Genomic DNA, 21,910 nt, shown 5'->3' with positions numbered 1-21,910 from the left:
GAGGGGGTTCCGCCGGGCGCCCGCGACGCCTCCGCTCAGCGGCCACGCCCTAGGCTCGGGGGGCTGGCACGGACGACGGGAGCGACATGCGACGACTCGGGTACGACAGGTTCGGCGGGCCCGATCTACTCTCGTGGCGGGAAGCGCCGGTGCCCATGCCGGGTCGCGGCGAGGTCCTGGTGCGCACACGCGCGGCGAGCATCAACGCGACCGACGAGAAGATCCTGTCCGGCTCCGCGCGGATCATGGCCGTCGGCCGCTCCCGTCCCTACGGGTTCGGCCTCGACATCGCCGGCACCGTCGAGGCGCTCGGCCCGGGGTCGCACTCGGTCGCGATCGGCGACCGCGTGGTGGGGATGACCCGCGACGGCGACGCCTTCGCCGACGCGTCCATCGCGCGCAGCCGCTCGCTCGTCCCGATGCCCGACTCCCTCGGCTTCGTCGAGGCCGTCACGCTCGCGATGTCGGGCGGCACCGCGGTGGGCCTGGTGGACGCACTGCACGTGCGCGCCGGCGAGCGCGTCCTCGTCAGCGGCGGCTCGGGAGCCATCGGCGATCCGACGATCCAGCTGCTGGTGCGGGCGGGATGCACGGTCGCGGCCACCGGCTCGGCCGCCTCCGCCGACCTCCTCCGCTCGCTCGGCGCCGAGCCGCACGACTACCGCGCGCTCGACCTCGGGGTGCTGGGCGGCCGCTTCGACGTGGTCGTCGACGTCTCCGGCCACCTGCCGGTCGACGACGCGGCGATCCTCCTGGCCGAGGGCGGGCGCATCGCGACGCTGGTGCCGAGCGGTCCGGCGCTGGTCTCGCAGGCGACGGGCCTCGTCCGCCGCGACCGCCCGCGGGTGCGCAACATGATCGTGGTGGCGACGGCGGAGCGGATCGGGCGCGCGGTCTCGCTCGCCACCTCCGGCGAGCTGCGGCCCCGGCCGGGCGCCGTGCATCCGCTGGGCGACGTCGTCGACGTGCTGTCGCGCCGAGCGACCGGCGCCGACCGCACGATCGGCAAGATCGTCTTCACCGCCGACGACTCGGCTCCGCTGAGCTGACCACCGTCTCCTCCTCCTCTGCCGGGCGGCCGAGCGAGAGCGTGGCCAGGAAGCCGACGGCGAGGAACCCGGCGGCCGCGAAGGCCGCGTAGCGGGTGCCGTCCGAGAACGCCTCGCCCGCCGCCCGGGCCGCGTCGGCGGTGTCCGGTGAGGCGGCCAGCCCGGCGATCGCGGCGCCGGAGGAGTCGACCACCGCGTCGACGGTGCTCGCGACCTGCTCCGCGGGGAGGCCCTGCTGCTCGAGCGAGGTCGTGAGGACCCCCGCGGTCGAGGTGTAGAGGATCGTCCCGAGCACGGCGATGCCCAGCGCCGAGCCGATCTGCCGCGCGGTCGACTGCGTGCCCGAGCCCTGCCCGCTGAGCTCGACGGGCACGTCCCGGAGCACGACCCCGGTCAGCTGCGCCGTCGCGAGGCCGACGCCGAAGCCGTAGACGGCGAGGAACGGGACGAGGGCCCACCACGGGGTGGAGTCGGAGACGACCAGGCCGATGCCCGCGACGCCGACGATCTCGGCCGCGAGACCCACCCGCACGATCAGCACCGGCGCGACCCTGTTGCCGAAGGCGCCGGCGAAGCCCGAGGCGACGAAGGAGCCGAGCGCGAGCGCGAGGAGCACCAGGCCGGTCTGCACGGCCGTGTAGCCGAGGACGCTCTGGAGCCAGATCGGCAGCGCCAGGATGATCCCGAACTCGCCGAGCGAGACGATCATCGCGGCGAGGTTGCCGTTGCGGAACGAGGCGAGGCGGAAGAGCCCGATCGCGAGCATCGCCGAGCGCCCGGCGCGCTCGCGGGCCCGCGCCCAGAGGACGAAGGCGACCCCGGCGAGCACCGCGACGGCGAACGCGATCGGGACCGGCGAGAGACCGAGCGGCCAGCTCCAGCCGCCGACGCTCAGGCGCTCGTCGACGCCCCACCAGCCGAGGGTGCGCCCCTCGATGAGGGCGAACACCAGGGAGGCGGAGGCGATGATCGAGAGCGCGGCGCCGACGAGGTCGACCCTCCGCCCGTCGGGCTGCCGCGACTCGTCGACGAACAGCAGCGCTCCGACCACGATGATCACGCCGAGCGGGATGTTGATGCCGAACGCCCAGCGCCAGGAGAAGTCGGTGGTGAGCCAGCCGCCGAGCAGCGGGCCGACCGCGGTCATGCCGCCGATGGTCGAGCCCCAGACGGCGAAGGCGATGGCGCGCTCGCGCCCGCGGAAGGTGGCGTTGATCAGCGAGAGGGTCGTCGGCAGCACCATCGCTCCTCCGACGCCCTGCACGACCCGGGAGAGGATCAGCAGGTCGCCGGTCGGAGCGAGGGCCGCCGCGACGGAGGAGAGCGCGAAGAGCGAGACGCCGACGATCAGCATCCGGCGCCGGCCCCAGCGGTCGGCGAGGGTGCCGAAGACCAGCAGGAGCGCGGCGAACACGAGCGTGTACGACTCCTGCACCCACTGCACCTGGGTCGAGGTGATGCCGAGATCGGCGACGATCGACGGGATGGCGACGTTGACGATGGTCGAGTCGACGATGATCGTCGCCACTCCGAGGCTGATGACGACCAGCCCGATCCACTTGCGGTTGCGCACGACGCTCTCCTCCGAGATTTAGTAAGCCAGCTGACTATATGCCCGCGGAGGGCGCCGTGTCGAAGGGAGGGCCTGGAAGATTAGCGGGAGGCGGGCGCGGCGACAAGGGCGCGAAGCTCCCGGAGCCGCCCGGTCAGGATGGACGCATGCCCGCATCCCCCCGTTCCTTCCCGTATCCCCTCGGCGTCTCCCTCCGCGGCGACGCCGGCGCCGACGTCGCCGTCTACTCCGAGACCGCGGACAGCGTCGAGGTCTGCCTCTTCGACGAGTCCGGAGCAGAGACCCGCGTCGCCCTCACCGAGCGGACCGGCCACGTCTTCCACGGCCTCGTCCCCGAGATGGGCATCGGCACCCGCTACGGGCTGCGCGTCGACGGCCCCTGGGACCCCGCCAACGGCCTCCGCCACAACGCCGCCAAGCTCCTCCTCGACCCGCACGCCACCGCGATCGAGGGCTCGTACACCTGGTCCGAGGACGTCTTCGGCCAGTTCTACGAGGACGCCGACACCCGCAACGACGCCGACTCCGCGCACGCGGTCCCCCGTTGCGTCGTCACCGACCCCGACTCCTTCGACTGGAGCGGCGACACCGCGCCGCGCATCCCGCTCGAGGAGACCGTCGTCTACGAGGTGCACGTGAAGGGCTTCACGAAGCTGCACCCCGACGTGCCCGAGGACATCCGCGGCACCTACCGCGGCCTCGCTCACCCCGCCGCGATCAAGCACTTCACCGACCTGGGCGTGACCTCGGTCGAGCTGCTCCCCGTGCACCAGTTCGTGCAGGACTCGCACCTCGAGGAGAAGGGCCTGCGCAACTACTGGGGCTACAACTCCCTCGGCTTCTTCGCGCCGCACAACGAGTACTCGCACGCCGGCGACGACGGCTCGCAGGTCGACGAGTTCAAGGCCATGGTCAAGGCGTTCCACGAGGCCGGCCTCGAGGTCATCCTCGACGTGGTCTACAACCACACCGCCGAGGGCAACGACAAGGGCCCCACCCTCTCGTTCAAGGGCATCGACAACGGCTCCTACTACCGCCTGGTGGAGGAGGACCGCGCGAACTACTTCGACACCACCGGCACCGGCAACAGCCTCAACGTCGCGCACCCGGCCGCGCTCGGCCTGATCATGGACTCGCTGCGCTACTGGGTGACCGAGATGCACATCGACGGCTTCCGCTTCGACCTCGCCACCACCCTCACCCGCCAGACCGGTGAGGCCGAGGTGCACAGCGCCTTCCTCGACCTGATCGCGCAGGACCCGGTGCTCGCGCCCGTCAAGATGATCGCCGAGCCGTGGGACACCGCCGGCTACCAGGTCGGCGGCTTCCCCGCGGACTGGTCGGAGTGGAACGGGAAGTTCCGCGACGACGTGCGCGACTTCTGGAACGGCGCCGACTCGGTGCTCGGCACGACCGCGCAGCGCGTCCTCGGCTCCCCCGACGTGTACGAGGCCGACCGCCGCTCGCCGGTCTCCAGCATCAACTTCGTCACCGCGCACGACGGCTTCACCCTCGCCGACCTCACCGCCTACTCGCGCAAGCACAACGCGGCCAACGGTGAGGACAACAACGACGGCGAGAGCGACAACCGCTCCTCCAACAACGGCGCCGAGGGTCCGACCGAGAACGAGGCGGTCAACGAGCGCCGCGACCGCATGCGCCGCAACTTCCTCGCGACGCTGCTGCTCTCGGCCGGCGTGCCGATGATCCTGGGCGGCGACGAGATCGCCCGCACGCAGGGCGGCAACAACAACGCCTACTGCCAGGACGACGAGATCTCGTGGTTCGACTGGGAGAACGCGGACCGCGAGCTGCTCGCCTTCACCCGCGAGCTGATCGCCCTCCGCGCCGCGGAGCCGGCGCTGCGCCCGAAGTGGTTCCGCCGCGCCCCCGGCGACGGCGGCCCCGACACGGTCGACATCCTCCGCTCCGACGCGCAGGGCTTCGCCGACGAGGACTGGGACAACCCCGACGCCCGCTCGATCACCTTCGTGTTCGAGCACGAGGGCAGCGCGAGCTTCGCCCTGCTGCTGAACGCGGCGGAGAACGGCGTCGAGTTCACCGTTCCCGAGGCGCCCGGCGCCGAGTGGACGCTGGCCGCCTCGAGCGACCCGGAGCAGGTCGTCGAGGGCGAGGTCACCACGCTGATCGTGCGCGACGGCTCGTTCACGCTGCTGCGCTCGGCCTCCTGATGACCGGCCGGACCCCGCGGCTCCTCCGCTTCGGCGGGCGCATCGCGGGGTTCGGCACGTCCTCGGGCACGAGGATCGTGCTGGGCCTCTGGGAGGACACCCCCTTCGGCCCGTTCGCCGACGCGATGGTCGAGGACGGCGACGGCCACCGCCTCCTGATCGCACCGACCCGCGAGGTCGCGGACTTCATCGGGTCGACGTACGCGTTCGACGAGGTGCGGATCGCGCCGGTGTCGTGGCGGAGGATCGCGGGCGGCCTGTCCGTCTCGGCCGGACCGCTCGCGGTGCGACTGGAGCTCGGCGGTCTCACTGCGCTCGGCCGGCTGCTGCGGATCGTTCCGCGACCGCTCGCCGAGCACCCGGCATGGCTGACCGCGATCTCGCCGGTCGCCTCCCTGCTCGTCCGCGGAGTGAGCACGGCCGGGTCGGCCGGGCACGGACGCCGCGAGTACTACGGCGTGCGGGCGATCCGCCGCGTCGAGGGCGTCCACGCGGTGCTGGCGGAGGAGGACCTCGGCCCGCTGCGCCCGCTCTCGCCGCCCGTGCGGTTCGGCTTCTCGTCGGCGCCCGCCGCTCCGGCGATCGTCGACGTCACCACCACCATCGCGCTTCCGCGCGAGGGGACCACCGCGCTCCGGCGCGACCGAGAGAGAGGAGCCGCCTCGTGAAGAAGGGCGACAAGATCAGCTGGAACACCTCGCAGGGCGAGACCCACGGCGAGCTGGTCGAGAAGAAGACGAAGGAGTTCCAGTTCGAGGGGCAGAAGTTCAACGCCTCGGACGACGAGCCCTACTGGATCGTGCAGAGCGACAAGACCGACGCGAAGGCCGCGCACAAGGAGTCGTCGCTGACGAAGAAGTGAGCGGGCGCAGGCCGAGCGGCTGCGGGCCGGGCTCCGGATCGACTCCGGGGCCCGGCCCGCGCCCGTCTCACGCGATGCGGATGAGCTTCTTGTTCACGAACTCCTCGAGGGCGGGGCGGCCCATCTCGCGGCCGGTGCCCGAGCGCTTCACGCCGCCGAAGGGCAGCTCGGCCGCGTCGCCGAGGACGAGGTTGATCCAGACCATGCCGGCGTCGATCCGGTCCGCCAGGCGCAGCGCCTGCTCCTGGTCGGTCGTGTAGAGGTAGGAGCCGAGGCCGTAGGGGGTGTCGTTCGCGAGGGCGATCGCCTCGTCCTCGTCACGGACGCGGTAGAGCGCGGCGACGGGGCCGAAGAACTCCTCGCGGTAGGCGTCCATCGCGGGCGTGACGCCCTCGAGCACGGCGGGCGGGAAGAAGTTTCCGGTCACCTCGCCGCTGGCGCGGACGGTGGCCCCCTGCTCGCGCGCGGCCGCCAGCTGCGCCTCGAGGCGCTCCGTCGCGGCGGAGGAGGAGAGCGGGCCGAGGAGGGTGCCCTCCGCGAACGGATCGGCCGGCTGGGCGCGGGTGAACGCCTCCGTGAACTTCTCGGCGAACGCGTCGTACAGCTCGTCGATCACGATGAAGCGCTTCGCGGCGTTGCAGGACTGGCCGTTGTTGTCCAGGCGCGCGGCGACCGCGTCCTCGACCGCCTTGTCGAGGTCGTCGGTCGACAGGAGCACGAACGGGTCGGAGCCGCCGAGCTCGAGCACGACCTTCTTCAGATGGCGGCCCGCGAGCTCCGCGACGGCCGCGCCGGCCCGCTCGGAGCCGGTGACGGAGACACCCTGGACCCGGGGGTCGGCGATGACGGTCGCGGCCTGCTCGTTCGTGGCGTAGAGGTTCACGTAGACGCCGGCGGGCGCGCCCAGCTCCTCGGCCGCGGTATGGAAGATGTCGGCGATGGCGGCGGCCGACTCCGGGCACTGCGGCGCGTGCTTGAGCAGGATCGTGTTGCCCGCGACCACGTTCGGGCCGGCGAAGCGGGCCACCTGGTAGTAGGGGAAGTTCCACGGCATGATGCCCAGCAGCACGCCCAGCCCGGCGCGGCGGATCAGCGCGGAGCCGGTGCCCTCGGCGAGCTCGATCGGCTCGTCGGCGAGGAAGGCCTCGCCGTTCTCGGCGTAGTAGCGGTAGATGTCGGCGGCGAAGCCGACCTCGCCCTGCGCCTGGTCGAGCGGCTTGCCCATCTCGCGGACGATGATCGCCGCGAGCTCGTCGGCGCGCTCGACGTGCAGCTCTGCCACGCGGGCGATCAGCGCCGCGCGGGTCGCGACGGGCACGGTCCGCGACCAGGAGGAGTACGCGTCCTGCGCCGAGCCGATCGCCGCGGTCAGCTCGGCGTCGCCGAGGGTCGGGTACTCGCGGAGGGTCTCCCCCGTGGCCGGGTCGATCACGGCGTAGTGGGTGCTCATGCGGGCTGTGCTCCTTCGCGCTGGGGGGCCGGTGCGGTCGCGCCGTCCTCGTCGATGATCTCCTGTGCCAGGCGCCTGCCGACGCGGATGGCGCCGTCGACGTGCTGGTAGCCCTCGGCGGCGAGGTCGCTCGTGCCGAAGCGGAGCGGACCCACCGGCTCCAGCTGCAGCGCGCCGTACCGGGTCAGCCCGCCCAGGTCGAAGCTCGCGGCGTACGCGCCCTGCGTCCACTCCTCGGACGCCCAGTCGCTCTCGTAGTAGACGACCGGATCGAGTGCGGCCGGGCCGAAGTAGGCGGCGAGCGAGTCGAGGATCGCGGCCTTCCGCTCCGCCTCGTCGAGCGCGAGCACGCGGTCGGCCTTCTCGTCCGAGACGAAGCCGACCAGGGTGCCGCGCTCCTCCCCGTGGTTCGAGTTGTCGTAGGCCTCGTGGACGAGCGAGTGCGGGCTGAACGCGGTGCCGGAGAGGCCGTCGGCGCGCCAGAAGGGCGTGGCGTAGGTGGCGTGCACCTTGATCACGAGGCCGAGCGACTGGTGCTGCAGGGCCTGCTGCCGCAGGCGCGGGAGCGGCGGGTCGAACGAGATGCGGCCGACGAGGTTCGGCGGCACGGCGACGATCGCACGGCGGGCGCGGAGGACGACGCCGTCGGCGCGCACCTCGACCCCGCCGTCGCCGTAGCGGACGGAGCGGACCGGGTACCCGAGCAGGACGCGCTCGGCGCCGAGGCGCTCGGCGAGCCGCTCCGGGACCTGCTGGAGGCCGCCGATCACGCGCTTGTCGAGGATGAAGTCGGCGTCGACCAGGTTGCTGAAGCTCCCCGCGCTCGCGGCCATGAGGAGCGCCTGGAGGAGGGAGAAGGCGTGCGCCGGCTTGGTGAGCATGGCGTCGGCGAGGAAGAGGGCGATGTTGGCCCGCGCCTCCTCGTCGTCGCTCTGCTGCTCCAGCCAGGCGGCGAAGGTGATGCGGTCGTAGTCGCGGGCGAGCGGGTGCGTCCACGGCGCCGCCGGATCGGTCTCGGCGACGAGGCGGTCGAGCACCTCGATCAGGCGGGAGATCTCGGACTCGGTGCGCTCGCTCCCCGGGAAGATGTCGCCGGTGAAGCGGCGAGCGGAGCCGTCGGCGCCGATGTAGACGCTCTCGCCCTCGCGGTAGCGGGAGTAGGTGCCGAGGCCGAGCTCGTCGAGGGTCTCGAGGAGCGCCGTCTGGTCCGGCGAGACCCACTGGCCGCCGAGCTCGAGGAGCTGCCCGTCGACCACGCGGGTCTCGAGCCGCCCGCCCACGCGCTCGCGCGCCTCGACGACGACGACGTCGAGGCCGTGCCGCTGCAGCCGGAGCGCCGCGGTGAGTCCGGTGGCACCGGCTCCGATCACGACGACGTCGTGCTCGCTGGGGGACATGACTTCTCTTTCCGTCGGTGATCGCGGGAGTGGACGCGCGAATACGGACGATCCTGTCACAGAAGCGGAGGAGAACGTCAGTGAGTGCGCCCGATGGAGGGTGGACTCGGAGCGCCCTCCACCGAACTACATAGGCGTGCTATATTGTTTCTCGTGCCCGATCCCAGTGCCCCCGTGCGTCTCGCCTCCGCCGCCACCGCCCTCACGCGGTTCGCGGGGCGGGCGAGCGGCGCGACCGGGCTCGGCGCGCAGTCCGGAGCCGTCTGGTCGACGCTCGCCGAGCTGCGCACCGCCTCCCCCTCCCGCCTCGGCGAGCTCGCCGAGCGGGCCCGCGTCACCCAGCCGACGATGACCGGGATCATCGCCCGGCTCGACGAGGCCGGCTGGATCCGCCGCCTCCACGACGCCGGCGACGGCCGCGCCTGGCTGATCGAGGGAACTCCCGCCGGCTTCGACGCCCTCGCCGAGCACCGGCTCCGCCTCGAGGCCGCCCTGGCCCCGCTGTTCGAGGACCTCGACGAGGACGACCGCCTCGCCCTCGAGCGCGCCGCGATCCTCGTCGAGGCCCGCGTCGCCCGCATCGCCGGCACCCCCGTCCCCTCCTCCCCCGAGAAAGGCTCCACGCCGTGACCACCTCCCCCCACTCGCCCGCCCAGGGCTCGATCCTGAAGCAGCCGCTGGCCGTCTGGGCCGTCGCCTTCGCCGCGGTGATCGCCTTCATGGGGATCGGCCTGGTCGACCCGATCCTCCCGGCCATCGCCGAGAGCCTGCAGGCGACTCCGACCGAGACCTCGCTGCTCTTCACGAGCTACCTCGTCATCACCGGCGTCGTGATGTTCTTCACCAGCTGGCTCTCCAGCCGCATCGGCGCCAAGAAGACCCTCATGATCGGCCTGGTGCTGATCGTGGTGTTCGCCGCGCTCGCCGGCACGGCGGGCAGCGTCGAGGGCGTCATCGGCTTCCGCGCGGGCTGGGGCTTCGGCAACGCGCTGTTCATCTCGACCGCCCTGTCGACCATCGTCGGCGCGGCGAGCGGAGGCTCCTCCGCGGCGATCGTGCTCTACGAGGCCGCGCTGGGCATCGGCATCGCCATCGGCCCGCTGCTCGGCGGGCTTCTCGGCAGCGTCTCGTGGCGCGGCCCGTTCTTCGGGACCGCCGTGCTGATGGCCGTCGGCTTCATCGCCATCGCGACGCTCCTGCGCGAGGACGGCCCGAAGCCCGCTCCGACTCCGCTCTCGGCGCCCTTCGCGGCCCTCAAGGTCCCGGCCATCCGCACGCTGGCGGGCGCCGCCCTGTTCTACAACATCGGCTTCTTCGTGCTGCTCGCCTACACGCCCTACCCGCTCGGGCTGGACGAGATGGGCCTCGGCTTCACGTTCTTCGGCTGGGGCCTGGGCGTGGCGGTCACCTCCGTGTTCGTCGCTCCGCTGCTCACCCGGCGCCTCCCGCGCACCGTCGTGCTGCGCTCGGTGCTGCTTCTGCTCGCGCTCGACCTGATCGCCGGCGGCCTCGTGATCTCGTCGCGCGTCGGCCTGATCGTCTGCATCATCGTCGGCGGCCTGCTGCTCGGAGTCGTCAACACGGTGCTCACCGAGTGCGTGATGGAGGCGACCGACCTGCCCCGCTCCGTCGCCTCGTCCGCCTACTCCGGCGTCCGCTTCCTCGGCGGCGCGATCGCCCCGCCCGCCGCCTCCGCCCTGGCCGCCGCGATCTCGCCGGCCTTCCCGATGTACGCCGCGGCGGGGGCCGTCGCCGTCGCCGCGCTGATCGTGCTGCTCGGACGCCGCACCCTGGCCCGCGCCGACGCCCACGAGCCCGAGCCCGAGCTCGTCGAGGCGCAGGCGATCACGCTCGGCGAGTGACGCGCTCGCACATGCGCGCACCGGCTCGTTGAGGGGTCGCGAACGGTCGTCATCCGAGCGGGATGGCGGCCGTTCGTGACGCATGGACGCGGTCGAGCGGGGTGGGCGGGGGATCCGACCTGTGGAGAACCGGTTCACGAGGATCGGGAGGCGGGACAGTGGCCGGATGCACGATCCCTCGCCGCTTCCGATCGGACTCCGCGACCGCGCCTTCACCGTCGCTGACGCTCGCGCGAGCGGTCTGAGCCGCGGGCGGCTCCGCAGCTCCGACCTCCACCGGCCCTTCCACGGGGTCCGCACCGCCGACCCCGACCCCGACCTGCGCCTGCGCGCGCAGGCGCTCCTCGCGCTGGTCGGTCCGCAGGCTCTCCTGAGCCACGTGCCGGCGGCGCGGCTCTGGCCGCTCGACCTCCCGCCCGCCGCTGCGGACGAGCCGGTGCACGTCAGCGTCCGCCGGCCGGGACGCGCTCCCCGGCACCGGAACGTCGTCGGCCACGCCCTCGCCGATCCCGACGTCCGCCGCGTCCTGCGCCGCGGACTGCCCCTCACCGATCCGGCCTCGCTCTTCTGCCATCTCTCCGCGCTCCTCGAGCCGGACGACCTCGTCGCGGTGGGCGACGCGCTGGTGCGCACGCCGGTCGTCGGCGATCCGGCCGATCGACGGCCCTGGGTGCCTCTGCCCGACCTGCGGGAGCGCGTGTCGGCCTTCCGCGGTCGGGGCTCGGTGCGACTCCGCGCCGCACTCGCTCTGGTGCGCGACGGGGCGGACTCGCGGCAGGAGTCGCGGTTCCGGCTCGCCTCGCTCCGGGCAGGGCTCCCGGAGCCGGTGCTGCAGGAGCCGCTGCTCGACTCCGACGGGGTCTTCGTCGGGCGGCCGGACCGCTGGTACCCCGCGGAGCGGGTCGCGTGGGAGTACGAGGGCGACGATCATCGCACCAGCAACCGGCGCTTCGCGCGCGACCTCGGCCGCTACGACGACCTCGCCTCGATCGGGGTCCGCGTCGTCCGCATCGTCGGCGCCGAGTTCGTCCCCCACCCCGAGCGCTCCGTCGAGCGCCTGCGACGAGCACTCGCCGACCGGGCTCCGCATCGACGACCGCCGAGGGGTCGCGAACGGTCGTCATCCGAGCGGGATGACGACCGTTCGTGACGCCTCACGGGAGGGCGCGCGCTCAGGAGTCAGGGGGCGACCTCGAAGAGGCGCGGGCGCAGCGCGGACGTGCGCGGGTCGGCGGCGCAGGCGGCGAGCGCCGCCGCGAGGACGCCGCGGGCCGGGTGCGGCTCGCGGACGTACACGTCGACGCCGGCGGGCGTGAACGGCGTCCGGGCGAAGCGGGTGAGCGCCCAGCCCGCCTCGTCGTCGGCGGCCACGAACGACCAGCGGCTGCGGACGAGGAGGGTCAGCGGCTCGACGCCCCGCCAGCGGAAGCCGGACGGATCGTGCGGGTCGGGGATGTCGATCCCGACCACGTAGTGCGAGCGCGTGCGGCCGCGCCAGCTGACGACGTCGCCGATCCCGCCGGTCGGGAGCGGCGCGTACGTGATCGCCACCCCCGACCGCGAGCGCCAGAGCGGCAGCGAGGAGCCCCGGACGAACCAGGTGCCGCTCGCGAGCGCTCGGGCGTCGATCATCGGAGAGCGTGCTTGATGTTGGTGCGGGCCAGCGCGACGGCCTCGCCCGCTCCTCCGTTCATCACGATCTTCGAGACCGCCAGCGCGAAGCCCTTCACCTGCGCGCCCGTGATCGTGGGCGGGAGCGAGAGGGCGAGCGGATCCGTCACCACGTCGACGAGGACCGGGCCGCCGTCGGCGAGAGCCGAGCGGAGGGCCTCCTCCACGTCGCGCGGGTCCTCGACGCGGATGCCGCGGATGCCGATCGCCTCCGCCACCTTCGCGTAGTCGACCATCGGCACGTCGACGGCGAAGTCCGGGAAGCCGTCGACCAGCATCTCGACCTTGACCAGCCCGAGCGTGGAGTTGTTGAACACGACGATCGTCACGGGCAGCCGGTAGGCGGCGACCGTGACCAGCTCGCCCATCAGCATGGAGAGCCCGCCGTCGCCGCTCAGCGAGACGACCTGGCGACCGGGGTGCGAGAGCTGCGCGCCGACCGCCTGCGGCAGCGCGTTCGCCATCGACCCGTGCATGTACGAGCCGAGCAGGCGCCGCTTCCCGTTGGGGGTGATGTAGCGGGCCTGCCAGACGTTGCCCATGCCGGTGTCGGCGGTGACGATCGCGTCCTCGGAGAGCAGGCCGTCGAGCGTGGAGGCGACGAGCTCGGGGTGGATCGGGCTGCGCGTGCCGACCTCGGTGTACTTCCCGACGACTCCGGTGACCAGCTTCTCGTGCTTCTTCAGCGTCTTGTCGAGGAAGCGGTGGTCCTTCCGCTGCACGAGCGGGGTCAGCGCGGTGAGGGTCGCCGCCACGTCGCCGTGGACGGGGTGCGCGACGCTGACGCGGCGACCGAGCTTCGAGGCGTCGCTGTCGACCTGAGCGATCACCACCTTCGAGGCGTCGGGGAGGAACTGCTCGTAGGGGAAGTCGGTGCCGAGGAGGAGGAGCAGATCGGCGTCGTGCATGCCGGCGTGCGCCGCTCCGTAGCCGAGGAGGCCCGTCATGCCGACGTCGTAGGGGTTGTCGTACTGGATCCACTCCTTGCCGCGCAGGCTGTGCCCGACGGGCGCGCCCACCAGCTCGGCGAAGGCGACGACCTCGTCGTGCGCGTTCTGCACTCCGGCGCCCGCGAAGATCGCGACGGTCCGCGCCTGGTCGATCGCGGCCGCGAGGGCGCGGACGTCGGCGTCGGCGGGGACCAGGACGGGTGTCGACGGCAGCACGAACGCGGGGAAGCCGTCGACCGCCTCCAGCTCGGCGATGTCACCGGGGAGGGTGACCACGGCGACTCCGCGGAGCGCCACCGCGCTGCGCATCGCGGCGTTGACGACCCGCGGAGCCTGGGCGGCGGTCGAGATCAGTTCGCGGTAGTTCGAGCACTCGACGAAGAGCCTGTCCGGGTGCGTCTCCTGGAAGTAGGACGAGCCGATCTCGTTGCTGGGGATGTGGCTCGCGATGGCGAGCACCGGGGCGGAGGAGCGGTGCGCGTCGTAGAGGCCGTTGATGAGGTGCAGGTTGCCGGGGCCGCAGCTGCCGGCGCAGACGGCGAGGCGCCCGGTGAGCTGCGCCTCCGCGCCGGCGGCGAAGGCGGCCGCCTCCTCGTTGCGCACGTGGATCCAGTCGATGCCTCCCTTCTCGGATCCGCCGCTGCGGCGCACCGCGTCGACGATCGGATTCAGCGAGTCGCCGACGATCCCGTAGATGCGGGAGACGCCGGCGTCGATGAGCTGAGCGATGAGCTGGTCTGCGACCGTCTTCTGAGCCATGACCCCATTCGACCGGACCGGGCTGAGCGTCCGCTACTCCGGAAAGTGGAGATCCGGATCGAGTGCATCCCCCTCGGGACGGATGCCTTGCACCCCTAGCCTGGGAGTCGTCACAGGAACACCTCCGTACCGCTGATCCCGGGAGTCGCCATGAACCGCCGCAGAACCGCCCTCGTCCTGGCCGCCGGCGCGGCCCTCGCCCTCGGCCTGACCGGCTGCTCGGGCCTGAACGGCCTGATGGGAGGCGAGACCCGCGACGACGAGACCGGGGAGATCACCGAGGGCGGGACGACCGACGTCTTCCAGCTGCGCGTGGGCGACTGCCTGAACGGCGAGCTCAGCGAGGAGGCGACCGAGGTCACCGACGTGCCGACCGTGCCCTGCACCGACCCGCACGTCTACGAGGTGTTCCAGAACCTGACGATGGCCGACGCCGACGAGTACCCGGGCGAGTCGGTCGCGACGGAGCAGGCCGAGACCGACTGCGTCACGGCGTTCGAGTCGTTCACCGGGATCGGCTACCAGGACTCGGCGTACGACTTCAGCTACTACTACCCGACCGCCGAGAGCTGGGGCACGGGCGACCGCACGATCAACTGCATGATCACCGACCCGAACGGGCCGAGCACGGGCACGCTGGCGGGCGTCGCGGCCTGATCGCGATCCCCGCGCGCGGTGGTGCCGGTCCCGCCGAGCGCTCCGCGCGCGGCCGGGGTCAGTCGCGGTCGCGCGCGGGGAACAGCCGCAGGAGCAGGCCGGAGCCGATCCAGACCACGGCGATCCCCGCGACGAGCCAGGAGGCTCCGAGGCCGGACGCCGCTCCCGCCAGCACGGCGCCGACGGCCGCGGCGGCGGAGCGCAGCCCCGCGCCGATCGTGAACACCTGCGAGCGGACGGCGGCGGGACTCTCCTGGTCGCGCAACAGCAGCATCGCCGCGTTCGAGGGGGCCGTGAAGACGCCCGCGACCGCGAAGGCGGCGATCGCCACGACGACGCCCAGGTCGGGGACGGCGACCAGGAGGACGGCGCCGGTCGCGATGTAGGCGGCGCCCATGGTCCACGCCGGCGGACGGCGGGTCCAGCGGCGGGCCGCCACGGCGAGGGCGCCGAGCAGGCCGCCCACGGCGAAGGCGGTCAGGATCCACGCGGCGGCGTCGGTGCTGCCCAGCCGCTCCACCGAGAGGCTGATCGCCGCGACTCCCGCCGCTCCGCCCGCGACCTGGCTGAGCGTGCCCGCCGAGGTGACCACCGCGATCGGACGGTGCCGCACGAGGTGGGTGACGCCCGCGACGATCGTCCGCAGCACGCCGACGGTCGGCGCCGGACGGGCCTCCATGGCGAGGCCGAGCGACCCGACGACGCCGATGAGGGCGAGGACCGCCATGGCGAGCATCGCGGTCCGCGCTCCCCCGACTCCGACCGCGAGGCCCACGATGGCCGGCCCGCTGATCGAGGCGACCGTGTACGAGAGCGAGTCCTGCGCGTAGGCGCGGCGCGGCTCCGGGATGGCGCTCGTGACGAAGCTCGACATGCCGCCCATGTAGACGGGCGTCGCGAGCCCCGCGAGGAGCAGCAGCACCACGATGAGCGGCGTCGGCACCTCGCCGAGGAAGGCGGCGACCGCGAAGGCGACGGCGGTCGTGAGCGCGGCGCCGACCAGGAGCCGGCGGGGGCGGCGGACCCGGTCGAGCACCGTGCCGACCAGCGGCGCGGCGATCACGGCGGGGAAGAGCGCCGCTCCGGTCAGGGCGCCGCCGAGCGCGACGTCGCCGAGACGCTCGACGGCGAGGACGGGAAGGGCGACGACCATGCCGGCGCTGGCCAGGCGGAGGGGGATCGACGCGGCCTGGTAGCTGACCGCGCTCATGCGGGACCGGGGATCGACATCACCTCCGATGGTGCCACGGCTGCGGGGCCGGGTCGGCCGGGGAGGCAGGCCACCGGCCTCTGAGCGGCCTGCGGCGGCGCGCCCTAGGCGATCGGCGTCCGCGCCGCGAGCTCGGCCGCCGCCGCGACGCCCAGGCGCCAGGGCGCGCCGTGGCCGGGGAGCAGTGTCCGCGCCCCGGTCCCGGCGAGGACCCGCAGCGAGTCGAGGGACTGCGCCGTGTCGGCGGTCGCGGCGCGCGCGACCAGGTGCGGGCTGGTGCGCGCGGAGTAGGGGTCGAGCGTGACCAGGGCGTCTCCGCCGATCACCGCGTCGCGCTCGGGCAGGTGCAGCGAGACGTGCCCGTCGGTGTGCCCCGGAGTCGCGAGCACGCGGGGCGATCCGGGCACGTCGAGCACCGCTCCGGCGGTCAGCGGCAGGGTCCCGTGCACGGGCGGCACCGCGAGCGCGCCCGCACGGGCCATCGCTCCGAGCACCGGGATCGCGGAGGGGTGCAGCAGCGGGTACACGAACGGGGTGCGCTGGCGGCGGTAGGAGTAGGGCTGCGCGGCGAGCGGCTCGTCGGCCGCGTGCAGGTGCACGGGGACGCCCCGCCGGACGAGGCTGCGGGCGACGCCGAGGTGGTCGAAGTGCGCGTGGGTCAGCACGAGGGCGTCGATGTCGCCGAGCGAGCGGCCGAGCACCTCCAGCGCGCGGACCAGGTGCGGCCACGTCCTCGGGAGTCCGGCGTCGACGACGGTCAGCCGGCCCGCCTCCTCGATCAGGTAGAGGTTCGTCCAGGCGTGCTCGAGCCGGTGCACCCCGGGTGCGACGTCCCGGTGCAGGCTCGCGCCGCCCCCTCGCCGCTGCTGCCGGTGCTGCTGATCCCGCTGCTGCTGCTGCTCCATCGTGCTCCCGCCCCTCCGGGCCCGCGCCCGATCGCGACGACGCTACGAGCGTCTGCGACGGATCGGACAGGGCGTTGACGGCGGGGATCCGCGTCGTGCAGGGCTCAGCGGCGCCGCCCGCGAAGGGCGAGCTGCACCGCCGCGAGCAGGAGGAGGACCGCGAAGAGGATCCCGGACACGCGCGCCGGCAGGAGGAAGGAGAGCGCCACTCCTGCGAAGGAGAACGCCGTCGCGGTGAGCCCGACCACGAGGCCCGCGCGCACGTCGAGCAGGCCGCGCCGGGCGTTCGCGATCGAGCCGATGACCGCCGTGGGGATCATCGCGGCGAGCGAGGTGCCCTTGGCCAGGAGGTCCGCGAGCCCGAAGGCCCCGACCAGGACCGGCACGGCGATCGCTCCGCCGCCGATGCCGAAGAGGCCGGAGGCGACGCCCATCCCGATGCCGAGCCCCGCGAATCCGGGCCACACGCCCCAGCCCTCGGCGACGTCGCCGGTGTCGTTCGAGCCGAACACGGCCATCCGCACCGCCGCGGCCACGAGCAGCGCCACGAACATCCAGCGCAGCACGCCCAGAGGCAGCCGCGCTAGCAGCCAGGATCCGGCCACCGCCCCGAGCATCGCCGCAGCCGCGATCACCGCCGCCGGGACCCAGGCGACCTGACCGGCGAGGGCGTAGCCGAACGCTCCGGCGACCGAGGTCGGAGCGATCGCGAGCAGCGAGGTGGCGGAGGCGCGGCGCTGGTCCATCCCGGCCCACGCGATCAGCATCGGCACCATCACGATCCCGCCGCCGACGCCGAACGCGCCCGACAGGGTCCCGCCGACCGCGCCGATCAGGGCCAGGACGAGCAGGGCGCGCGGGCGCATGCGCGCGGCCGTCCGATCGGGGAGGGGCGCCTGCGGGGCGGTCGCGTCGGTCACGGCTCCATGCCACCACAGCACCGGGCCGAGGGCGAATCGACGGGCGTCGACCGCGTTCCTGAGAGGACCGGCCCGGCCCGGCCCTCCTCTCTGGCAGTTGCCTGGGCGGGCCGGATCCGACCGTGACGTTCGGCGTCGACGGAGCGTCCTACCTGCATACCCCGCCTGATCGAGCGATCGGGCCCCGAGCGAAAGAGGAGACCATGGCCGAGACCACCGCGACCACCACCCGTCAGACCAGCACCGGATCCGGACGCACCGTGATCGAGGACGGCGTCATCGCCAAGGTCGCCGGCATCGCCGCGCGCGAGGTCCCGGGCGTCCACGCCCTCGGCGGAGGAGCGGCCCGAGCGATCGGCGCCATCCGCAGTGCGATCGGCAACGACGACCGCGGCCAGGGCGTCAAGGTCGAGGTCGGCGAGCGCCAGGTCGCCGCCGACATCACCATCGTCGCCGAGTACCCCGCGCCGCTGCAGAAGGTCGCCGAGGACGTGCGCTCCGCCGTCGCCGACGCCATCCAGCACATCGCCGGCATGGAGGTCGCCGAGATCAACGTGACCGTCCAGGACGTCCACATCCCCGAGGACGACACCCAGGAGTCCGACCCGCGCGTCGTCTGACCCGAACAGGAGCGATGACATGGAGAAGTCCTGCGTCCGCCCCCTCGACCTGGACGACGCCGTCGCCCTCGTCGGCATCCTCGCCGCCCTCCAGGCCCTCCTCGACAGCGGCGGACTCCCCCCTGAGGAGGTCGAGGCCCTGCGCCACGGCCTCGAGCAGGGCGGAGCCCTCCTCCCCGGAAGTGACGAGAACGAGATCGCGACGGCTCTGGGTGGGCTGAACGCCCGCCTGCGTGGGACCATCGGGTGATCGCGCCGCGCTCGACGTTCCCGTAGCCTTCATCCGCGCTCGTGTCGACCCCGGAGACGCGCTCCCCCGCCCGCGGGTAGCGTCCGGTCCGGTCCCGCACTCCCACGGGGTCGCTGAACCCCGAGAGCCGGAGGAGATCCGATCGTGAACGGTGACCACTTCGTGCTCTCGACCGCGACGCCGTGGGACGACCGCACCGAGATCATCGGCGTGTACGCCTCGGAGGCATGGGCCCGCGAGGCCGCGGCCGCATGGCTCGGCTCGCCGGACCGCGAGGCGTTCCCCCGGTGCGTCATCGAGGGCTGGAGCGGCGCGCACCTCCTCGGCCGCGAGGTCGTCGAGGCCCTCGGCGTCGACGACGAGGGCGGCGACGAGTCGCTGGGCGGCCCCCGCAGCCTCTGACGTGGCGGCCTAGCCGCCCCAGTGCGACGGGCGCTCGAAGTGCGACGGCAGCGTGGTCGCCGCATCCCCTCGAGCGCTGTTCACCTGCGCCTGGGTGAGGTAGACCGCCTCGGCGAGCCGCGCGCCGGACACGTCCGCATCGCGAAGGTCCACCCCCAGCAGGTCGCACCGCTGCAGATCCGCACCCCGCAGGTCCGCAGCCAGGAGGAGCGCGCCCCGCAGATCCGCTCCCCGCAGGTCCGCGTTCCGGAGTGGTGCGCCCGCCAGATCGGCACCCGGAGCGAGCCGACGGCCCCTCGACCGGCGGGCAGCCGGCGCCGCTCCTGCGCGAGCGGCCGCGCTCGCCGCGATCAGGAGCGGCCGGGACGCTCCGTACTCCGCGTCGACGTCGACCGCGACCACCTGCTCCGGCTCACCGAGGGTGTGCGCGTGCACCGCGTCGAACCGCTCGCGCAGCTCGTCGAGGAGCGGCGCGCCGACACCGGGAAGCGCCAGTGCGGAGTCGAGGTACCAGAGCAGCTCGTGCAGGCGGCGCATCAGCGGGAACACCGCGAACATCCGCTCGCGCACGGCCGGATCCGACCGCCAGGAGACGCCGCCGAACGTGTGCTGCGAGACCTTCTGGCCGGCGCCGAAGCAGTCGAAGACGGTGCAGCCGACGAAGCCCTGCGGCCGGAGCCGGCGGTGGATCGTGCACGCGTCCGCGCCGTCGAGGTTCACGCACGGGTCCCCGGCGCGCTTGTCGAACGGGAAGTCGGCGGAGCGGGCGAAGGCGAGGGCCACGCAGCACAGGCCGAAGCAGTTCGCGCAGTCGGCGCCGAGGTCCTCCCGGCGGCCGAGCTCGACCCTGGTGCGTGACGTCATCCGTCCGAGCCTACGCGCGGCGGCGCCTCCGGATCAGTGCGCGAGCGCGAGCACGCCGACGACCAGCACGCCGAGGCCCACGATCCCGAGCAGCGAGAAGATGCTCTCCTTCCGGGAGAGGCCCGCGCGCACGACGGCGATGAGGGCGATCCCCGCGAGCGTGGCGACGTAGACGCCCGCGCCGATCCGCAGCGCGACCGTCGCGTCGATCCAGCCCAGCGCCGCGGCACCGAGCGCGAGGACCGGCAGCGACGCCGAGGCGAGCGCCCCGCCCGCGATCCGCAGCATGGTGTGCGTCTCGGAGCGCGAGGGCGCCGAGGCGTGCACGACCTGGTGCGCGATCACCTCGGCGACGAAGCCCGCGGCCGAGATCCCGATGATCGAGATCACGAGGCTCTGGAGGGCGTGGACCGCGTCGGGGTGGTCGCCGACGAGGTAGATCATCACCACGGCCAGGCCCGTGAAGGTCGCGTAGACGCGCTCCTTGAGGGCGCGGGCGATCTCGTCGAGGGGGCGGCGGGTCCGCTCCGCCCACCGGCCGGCGCGGCCCGGGCGCAGGCGCACGGGCGTCATCCGGTCGGCGGGTGCGGTGCGGCCCTCGTCGGCCGCTCCGTCAGTAGGAGGCGGAGTCGACACGTGCCGCGGAGGAGTCGCCCGAGTGCCGCGCGGCGAGGTCGCCGAGGATGGTCGCGGAGCCGCTGGTGCCGAAGCGGGTGACGCCGAGGCCGCGGTAGGCGAGGAGCGTGTCGAGGTCGCGGACGCCGCCGGACGCCTTCACCTGGACGGCCTCCGAGACGGCGCCGCGCATGAGGCGGAGGTCGTGCTCGTTCGCGCCTCCGCCCGCGAAGCCGGTGGCGGTCTTCACGAAGTCCGCTCCGGCGCGCTCGGCGGCCCGGCTGCCCTCGACGACCTGCTCGTCGTCGAGGAGGCTCGTCTCGAGGATGACCTTGACGACGTGGCCCTCGGCGGCCTCGACCACGGCGCGGACGTCGTCCTCGACGTCCTGGAGCAGGCCGCTGCGGAGGCGGCCGATGTTGACGACCATGTCGAGCTCGGACGCGCCGTCGGCGAGCGCCTGACGCGACTCCGCGACCTTCGCTGCGGTCGAGGTGGTGCCGTGGGGGAAGCCGATGACCGTGCCGACCAGGACGCCGGAGCCCTCGAGCCGAGCGACCGAGTGGGCGATGTCGGAGGGGCGGACGCAGACGCTGAACACGCCGGACGCGCGCGCCTCGTCGAGCTGGGCGTCGACCTCGGCGCGGGTGAGCTCGGGCTTCAGGATCGCGTGGTCGATGAGCGCCGCGATCTCGGCGACGGTGGGCAGGCTGGAGTCGGTCATCCGCACATTTTACGTCCGCCGGCGGGACGACGAAGGCCCGCGATCCTTCGATCACGGGCCTTCGGTCGTTCACGCCGCTAGCGGCGCTCGGTCACCAGCTGGACTTGGTGATACCGGGCAGCTCGCCGCGGTGCGCCATGTCACGGAAGCGGACACGCGAGATGCCGAACTTCGTGAGGTTGCCGCGGGGGCGGCCGTCGACGGCGTCGCGCGAGCGGACGCGGACGGGCGAGGCGTTGCGGGGGAGCTTCTGGAGGCCGACGCGGGCGGCCTCACGGGTCTCGTCGGTCCCGGCCGGGTCGACCAGGGCCTTCTTCAGCTCGAGGCGCTTGGCGGCGTAGCGGTCGACGATCACCTTGCGCTGCTCGTTGCGGGCGATCTTGCTCTTCTTGGCCATACTTAGCGCTCCTCGCGGAAGTCGACGTGCTTGCGCACTACGGGGTCGTACTTCTTGAGCACGAGACGGTCGGGGTCGTTGCGGCGGTTCTTCTTGGTCACGTAGGTGTAACCGGTGCCGGCCGTCGAACGGAGCTTGATGATCGGACGGACGTCCTGCTGCTTGGCCATTAGATCTTCACCCCGCGAGCGAGAACATCCTTGACGACGGACTCGATGCCACGGGCGTCGATGACCTTGATGCCCTTGGCCGAGAGGGTCAGGGTGACGTTACGGCGAAGCGACGGCACGTAGTACGTCTTCTTCTGCACGTTCGGGTCGAAGCGGCGCTTGGTGCGCCGGTGCGAGTGCGAGATGGCGTGCCCGAAGCCGGGGACGGCTCCGGTCACCTGGCAGACTGCTGCCATGGTTTCCTCCATGTGTGGTTACCGTGGATCACGCGCGGCAGGAAGCCCCGCCCGACCCACCCAAGGTCACTTGTCGGCGCACCGCCCGCCTGTCCGGCCGGAGCCGGAGCTCCTGCCCGGTGGGCAGCACGCAAGCGCGTGCAGATGCACGCAACCTCGCTAGGCTACGCGACCC

Annotated in this window: 25 protein-coding genes; 11 read left to right on the top strand and 14 right to left on the bottom strand. The window is 73.1% G+C overall.

The genetic code is table 11. The features are described 5' to 3' along the window. The first annotated feature begins 86 nt into the window (after nt 1–86). On the top strand, nt 87–1,049 hold the full coding sequence (locus tag C5C44_RS05295; RefSeq protein WP_104267194.1) for an NADP-dependent oxidoreductase: 963 nt from the start codon (nt 87–89) through the stop codon (nt 1,047–1,049). Here C5C44_RS05295 and C5C44_RS05290 read toward each other — a convergent pair. Then, nucleotides 1,018–2,622, bottom strand: coding sequence for a DHA2 family efflux MFS transporter permease subunit (locus C5C44_RS05290; protein ID WP_104335466.1), 1,605 nt, complete (start codon nt 2,620–2,622; stop codon nt 1,018–1,020). The genes C5C44_RS05295 and C5C44_RS05290 overlap by 32 nt on opposite strands. 146 nt (nt 2,623–2,768) lie before the next feature. On the opposite strand from C5C44_RS05290, the gene glgX reads away from it, so the two are divergent. Genes glgX through C5C44_RS05275 form a run of 3 tightly spaced genes read left to right on the top strand, consistent with a single transcriptional unit; the run spans nt 2,769 to nt 5,676 of the window. Next, nucleotides 2,769–4,814, top strand: a complete 2,046-nt coding sequence (glgX, locus tag C5C44_RS05285) for a glycogen debranching protein GlgX (RefSeq protein WP_104246955.1) — start codon at nt 2,769–2,771, stop codon at nt 4,812–4,814. Next, nucleotides 4,814–5,482 carry a hypothetical protein gene (locus tag C5C44_RS05280; RefSeq protein WP_104308328.1) on the top strand — a complete coding sequence of 223 codons (669 nt, stop codon included), beginning with the start codon at nt 4,814–4,816 and terminating at the stop codon, nt 5,480–5,482. Before glgX ends, C5C44_RS05280 begins: the two co-directional genes overlap by 1 nt. Then, complete coding sequence (locus tag C5C44_RS05275) at nt 5,479–5,676, top strand: DUF2945 domain-containing protein (RefSeq protein ID WP_056866275.1); 198 nt, start codon at nt 5,479–5,481, stop codon at nt 5,674–5,676. Before C5C44_RS05280 ends, C5C44_RS05275 begins: the two co-directional genes overlap by 4 nt. 67 nt (nt 5,677–5,743) lie before the next feature. Here C5C44_RS05275 and C5C44_RS05270 read toward each other — a convergent pair whose 3' ends face one another. Both C5C44_RS05270 and C5C44_RS05265 read right to left on the bottom strand, forming a co-directional pair. After that, the gene (locus tag C5C44_RS05270; protein ID WP_104335465.1) at nt 5,744–7,126 is read right to left on the bottom strand and encodes an NAD-dependent succinate-semialdehyde dehydrogenase; all 1,383 of its coding nucleotides are present in this window, start codon (nt 7,124–7,126) and stop codon (nt 5,744–5,746) included. Then, nucleotides 7,123–8,523: an NAD(P)/FAD-dependent oxidoreductase gene (locus tag C5C44_RS05265; RefSeq protein WP_104335464.1), complete on the bottom strand. Its 1,401-nt coding sequence runs from the start codon at nt 8,521–8,523 to the stop codon at nt 7,123–7,125. The genes C5C44_RS05270 and C5C44_RS05265 overlap by 4 nt, the downstream gene beginning before the upstream one ends. Before the next feature lie 153 nt (nt 8,524–8,676). On the opposite strand from C5C44_RS05265, the gene C5C44_RS05260 reads away from it, so the two are divergent. From C5C44_RS05260 to C5C44_RS05250, 3 genes are all read left to right on the top strand, one after another. Continuing rightward, nucleotides 8,677–9,153, top strand: coding sequence for a MarR family winged helix-turn-helix transcriptional regulator (locus C5C44_RS05260; RefSeq protein WP_181132728.1), 477 nt, complete (start codon nt 8,677–8,679; stop codon nt 9,151–9,153). Continuing rightward, nucleotides 9,150–10,385 (top strand): MFS transporter, encoded by a 1,236-nt coding sequence (locus tag C5C44_RS05255; RefSeq protein ID WP_104273861.1) that lies wholly within the window; start codon nt 9,150–9,152, stop codon nt 10,383–10,385. Before C5C44_RS05260 ends, C5C44_RS05255 begins: the two co-directional genes overlap by 4 nt. Before the next feature lie 166 nt (nt 10,386–10,551). Beyond that, nucleotides 10,552–11,535, top strand: a complete 984-nt coding sequence (locus tag C5C44_RS05250; protein WP_104335462.1) for a hypothetical protein — start codon at nt 10,552–10,554, stop codon at nt 11,533–11,535. Nucleotides 11,536–11,564: 29 nt separating this feature from the next. Here the strand turns inward: C5C44_RS05250 and C5C44_RS05245 are convergent, their stop codons facing one another. Both C5C44_RS05245 and C5C44_RS05240 read right to left on the bottom strand, forming a co-directional pair. Next, nucleotides 11,565–12,017: a hypothetical protein gene (locus tag C5C44_RS05245; RefSeq protein WP_104335461.1), complete on the bottom strand. Its 453-nt coding sequence runs from the start codon at nt 12,015–12,017 to the stop codon at nt 11,565–11,567. Then, entirely contained in the window at nt 12,014–13,765 is a 1,752-nt protein-coding gene (locus C5C44_RS05240) for a pyruvate dehydrogenase (RefSeq protein ID WP_104226089.1), read from the bottom strand. The genes C5C44_RS05245 and C5C44_RS05240 overlap by 4 nt, the downstream gene beginning before the upstream one ends. 150 nt (nt 13,766–13,915) lie before the next feature. Here C5C44_RS05240 and C5C44_RS05235 point away from each other — a divergent pair, with 150 nt between their 5' ends. Next, the gene (locus C5C44_RS05235) at nt 13,916–14,422 is read left to right on the top strand and encodes a septum formation family protein (RefSeq protein ID WP_104226088.1); all 507 of its coding nucleotides are present in this window, start codon (nt 13,916–13,918) and stop codon (nt 14,420–14,422) included. Between the two features lie 58 nt (nt 14,423–14,480). Here the strand turns inward: C5C44_RS05235 and C5C44_RS05230 are convergent, their stop codons facing one another. From C5C44_RS05230 to C5C44_RS05220, 3 genes are all read right to left on the bottom strand, one after another. After that, nucleotides 14,481–15,632: an MFS transporter gene (locus C5C44_RS05230; protein WP_104226087.1), complete on the bottom strand. Its 1,152-nt coding sequence runs from the start codon at nt 15,630–15,632 to the stop codon at nt 14,481–14,483. Nucleotides 15,633–15,736: 104 nt separating this feature from the next. Further along, nucleotides 15,737–16,537, bottom strand: a complete 801-nt coding sequence (locus C5C44_RS05225) for an MBL fold metallo-hydrolase (RefSeq protein ID WP_104335460.1) — start codon at nt 16,535–16,537, stop codon at nt 15,737–15,739. A gap of 104 nt (nt 16,538–16,641) precedes the next feature. After that, entirely contained in the window at nt 16,642–17,457 is an 816-nt protein-coding gene (locus tag C5C44_RS05220) for a sulfite exporter TauE/SafE family protein (protein WP_104335459.1), read from the bottom strand. 203 nt (nt 17,458–17,660) lie between these two features. Here C5C44_RS05220 and C5C44_RS05215 point away from each other — a divergent pair, with 203 nt between their 5' ends. From C5C44_RS05215 to C5C44_RS05205, 3 genes are all read left to right on the top strand, one after another. Next, the gene (locus C5C44_RS05215) at nt 17,661–18,077 is read left to right on the top strand and encodes an Asp23/Gls24 family envelope stress response protein (RefSeq protein ID WP_104225148.1); all 417 of its coding nucleotides are present in this window, start codon (nt 17,661–17,663) and stop codon (nt 18,075–18,077) included. A 19-nt stretch (nt 18,078–18,096) separates the two neighbouring features. Then, on the top strand, nt 18,097–18,327 hold the full coding sequence (locus C5C44_RS05210; RefSeq protein ID WP_104225103.1) for a hypothetical protein: 231 nt from the start codon (nt 18,097–18,099) through the stop codon (nt 18,325–18,327). A 144-nt stretch (nt 18,328–18,471) separates the two neighbouring features. Beyond that, nucleotides 18,472–18,729 (top strand): hypothetical protein, encoded by a 258-nt coding sequence (locus C5C44_RS05205; protein ID WP_104225104.1) that lies wholly within the window; start codon nt 18,472–18,474, stop codon nt 18,727–18,729. 9 nt (nt 18,730–18,738) lie between these two features. On the opposite strand, the gene C5C44_RS05200 is transcribed toward C5C44_RS05205, so the two are convergent. The 6 genes from C5C44_RS05200 to rpmB form a co-directional block, all read right to left on the bottom strand. After that, nucleotides 18,739–19,593 (bottom strand): pentapeptide repeat-containing protein, encoded by an 855-nt coding sequence (locus C5C44_RS05200; protein ID WP_104335458.1) that lies wholly within the window; start codon nt 19,591–19,593, stop codon nt 18,739–18,741. A gap of 33 nt (nt 19,594–19,626) precedes the next feature. Next, nucleotides 19,627–20,229 (bottom strand): hypothetical protein, encoded by a 603-nt coding sequence (locus tag C5C44_RS05195; protein ID WP_146084309.1) that lies wholly within the window; start codon nt 20,227–20,229, stop codon nt 19,627–19,629. Then, nucleotides 20,207–20,932, bottom strand: a complete 726-nt coding sequence (gene deoC, locus C5C44_RS05190) for a deoxyribose-phosphate aldolase (protein ID WP_181027245.1) — start codon at nt 20,930–20,932, stop codon at nt 20,207–20,209. The genes C5C44_RS05195 and deoC overlap by 23 nt, the downstream gene beginning before the upstream one ends. A 91-nt stretch (nt 20,933–21,023) precedes the next feature. Next, nucleotides 21,024–21,329, bottom strand: coding sequence for a 30S ribosomal protein S14 (gene rpsN / locus C5C44_RS05185; RefSeq protein WP_104225107.1), 306 nt, complete (start codon nt 21,327–21,329; stop codon nt 21,024–21,026). A gap of 2 nt (nt 21,330–21,331) precedes the next feature. Then, nucleotides 21,332–21,499 carry a 50S ribosomal protein L33 gene (gene rpmG / locus C5C44_RS05180; protein ID WP_027692168.1) on the bottom strand — a complete coding sequence of 56 codons (168 nt, stop codon included), beginning with the start codon at nt 21,497–21,499 and terminating at the stop codon, nt 21,332–21,334. Continuing rightward, nucleotides 21,499–21,735 (bottom strand): 50S ribosomal protein L28, encoded by a 237-nt coding sequence (gene rpmB, locus C5C44_RS05175; RefSeq protein WP_056038148.1) that lies wholly within the window; start codon nt 21,733–21,735, stop codon nt 21,499–21,501. The genes rpmG and rpmB overlap by 1 nt, the downstream gene beginning before the upstream one ends. Nucleotides 21,736–21,910 lie beyond the last annotated feature (175 nt).

Source organism: Rathayibacter sp. AY1F6 (genome assembly GCF_002932035.1).
Taxonomy (GTDB): domain Bacteria; phylum Actinomycetota; class Actinomycetes; order Actinomycetales; family Microbacteriaceae; genus Rathayibacter.
This window is presented reverse-complemented; position numbering and strand designations above follow the sequence as displayed.